General features: G+C 65.2%; 3 protein-coding genes. All 3 read left to right on the top strand.

All coding sequences use genetic code 11. The features are described 5' to 3' along the window. Window positions 1-651, top strand: a 651-nt coding sequence (locus tag AC4FAH_RS09170; protein WP_490245931.1) for a glutamine amidotransferase-related protein, incomplete at its 5' end; no start/stop codon positions are given. A gap of 479 nt (window positions 652-1,130) precedes the next feature. Next, entirely contained in the window at window positions 1,131-1,724 is a 594-nt protein-coding gene (locus AC4FAH_RS09165) for a (2Fe-2S)-binding protein (RefSeq protein ID WP_064503317.1), read from the top strand. Beyond that, window positions 1,711-3,029, top strand: a 1,319-nt coding sequence (locus AC4FAH_RS09160) for a molybdopterin cofactor-binding domain-containing protein (RefSeq protein ID WP_490245930.1), incomplete at its 3' end; no start/stop codon positions are given. The genes AC4FAH_RS09165 and AC4FAH_RS09160, both read left to right, overlap by 14 nt.

The following is a 3,029-nucleotide window of genomic DNA, read 5'->3' as shown; positions in this document are numbered from 1 at the left end:
CACGGCAACTATCCCGCCATGTTCCAGGCCCTGCTCACGCGCAGCGACCCGGATATCCGGCTCAGCGTCTGGCGCTGCCTGGATGGCGAGTTTCCCGAGCAGCTGGATGCCTGCGATGGCTGGCTGATCACCGGGTCAAAACATGGCGTCAATGATGGGCTCGCCTGGATCACGACACTGTGTGAGTTCGTCCGGCGCGTGCATGCGGCAAAGCTGCCGCTGGTCGGTGTCTGCTTCGGCCATCAGGTGATCGCCAGGGCCTTGGGGGGCGAGGTGGAGAAACATGCACGCGGCTGGGGTGTCGGCCTGTCGTTCAATCGTGTCTGCGCGCGACGCCCCTGGATGCAACCGCCGCAAGCAGGGCTGGATCTCATCGTCAGCCATCAGGATCAGGTCAGTGCCCTGCCTGCCGATGCCCGGGTGCTGGCGGACAGCGCCTTCTGCGCCTTCTATCTGATCGAGGTGGGCAGCTGCCTCGGCGTGCAGGGGCATCCCGAGTTCAGCCCCGCCTATTCACGTGACCTGATGAGGTTGCGTCGCGAACAGATCGGCGAACATCGCGTGCGCGAGGGCGAAGCCTCCCTGAGTGTCGCACCAGACAGCGCCGTGATGACGCAATGGATGCTGGCCTTCATTCGCCACTGGCGTTGAGGCCTGACCAGCGCAGGGCGCTTTTTCACGAGCCATCAGGAACCGGCAGCAGCCATCAGGAACCGGCAGGGGCTGTCAGCTATCAGGCGCCGGCAGGCATCGGTGACGAATCGTGCCCGGCTTGCGTGGAATCCACTGCCGATCGCACCCCGCGAAACGCTATACTGTCATGCATGTCACATGCGCTGTTTACCATGGCGGGTGTCATACCCCGTCCTGGTGACATGCCCCGGTCTCGCGACACTACACTGTTTCCCGTTTGGCACCATGGTGCTGAGTCGTGACCTGTAGAATTTCGCCATTCGGGGTATGCCAATCGCGCAGCCTGCCCGACATGCAACGTGCCGTTCGCCCCCTGACACCGGACACACGCAGCGTCAGTCTACTGACGCCATGTTGAGTCATGCCGTCGCGCCGCTCTGTATCCCAGCTCTGTATCTCAATCCTGTCCCTGCTTCATGCTCCTGAGGAGAAGCCCCTTGGCCAACTTCACTCTGAACGGCAAGGCCGTCAGTCTCGAGGTCGATCCGCAAACCCCGCTGTTATGGGTGCTGCGTGAGCACCTGGGTCTGACCGGCACCAAGTTCGGTTGCGGCATCGCCCAGTGCGGCGCCTGTACCGTGCACCTGAACGGCACAGCGGCGCGTACCTGTGTCCTGCCGGTTCTGGCCGCCGAAGGTGGTGACATCGTCACCATCGAGGGGCTGGCCGAGAACGATGACCACCCGCTGCAGCAGGCCTGGGTCGAGGAGCAGGTGCCGCAGTGCGGTTACTGCCAGTCCGGCCAGATCATGCAGGCCGCCGACTTCCTCAAGAATACGCCAGACCCCACCGATGAGCAGGTCACCGCCGCCATGGCCGGCAACCTGTGTCGCTGCATGGCCTACGTGCGCATCCATCGCGCAGTGAAGCGTGCCGCCACCATCGCCAATGAGCGTGCCACCAGCCAGGTGAGCGGTCAGCAGACCGACGCCACGGCCGCGACTGCCGGCGTCGGCACCTTCGATCCGCGTGCCACGGCAGGCACCGTATCCCATTCTGCTGTCGAGGAGACGTCTCATGGCAAGGTTTGATGACAAGCTGGCCGCGCATCAGCGCGAGCTTGCTGCCGCGCACAAGACTTCCTCGAGCCGCGGCGGTATCACGCGGCGTGGCTTCCTGATCGGCAGTGTGGCGGGTTCCACCATGCTGGCCTTCGGCGTGTCCGGCGCGGCGCTGGCCGCCGGGTCAGACGGCAAGGGTTCGGCCAGCGAGACGCTGTCCGCCGGGGCCTTCGAGCCGACCATGTGGTACGCCATCGCCACTGATGGCACCGTCACCGTGCATATCACCAAGTCCGAGATGGGCCAGCACGTCGCCACCAGCCTCGCACGTCTGGTGGTCGAGGAGCTGGAGGCCGACTGGGACAGCGTCAAGGTCGATTACGTCGACAGCGCTCCCAAGTGGGGCTACATGATCACCGGCGGCAGCTGGTCGGTTCACCAGAGCTACCAGCCGCTGTCACAGGCCGGCGCGGCGGGGCGTATCGCGCTGATCGAGGCGGGCGCTCAGCAGATGGGCGTGGCGGTCGAGAGCTGCAAGGCGCGCAAGGGACGCGTCATCAGTGGCGATCAGTCGCTGGGGTATGGCGAGATCGTCGCGGCGGGGCTGGAGCGCAGCTTCTCCGAGGAGGAGCTTGCGGCCATCGAGCTCAAGCCGGCCTCCGAGCGTCGCGTGCTGGGCACCAGGGGCAACGCGCTGGACGTGCCGCCCAAGACCAACGGTCAGGCCGTCTACGGCATCGACTACACCCTGCCGGCAGAGATCGAGGCGCGTGTCGGCAAGACATTGCATGCGCGTCCGGTGATGCCGCCGAGCCGCTTCGGCTGCAAGGTCACCGCCGTCGATGACAGCGAGGCCCGCAAGGTCATCGGCTATCGCCAGACCATCGAACTCAAGGACCCGTCCGGCATCTGTCAGGGCTGGCTTGCGGTCATCGCCGACAACTTCTCGGCGGCCATGCGCGCCACCGACCTGCTCAAGGTCGAGTGGAGCAAGGGCGACAGCTATCAGGTCGACGAGACGGCGATCCAGGCCGAGGGCCAGCGTCTGGTCAGCTCGCCGAGCCGTGACAACGGCTCACTGCTGGTGGATCAGGGCGACCCTGCGCCGCTGCTCGAGAATGCCGCCACCACGGTGGAATCCACCTTCACCACCTCAAGCGTGCTGCACTTCACGCTGGAACCGGCCAATGCGCTGGCCTACGAAGAAGATGGCCACTGGCACATCCACTGCGGCAACCAGCAGCAGTCCCTGCTGACCTCACTGGTCACCAAGGCGCTGGAGCTCGAGGAAGGCAAGGTCACCCATCACCAGCTGTATCTGGGCGGTGGTTTCGG

It is taken from the genome of Cobetia sp. (genome assembly GCF_983723665.1).
The sequence above is the reverse complement of the archived record's forward strand: the minus strand, read 5'-3'. Positions and strand labels throughout refer to the sequence as shown.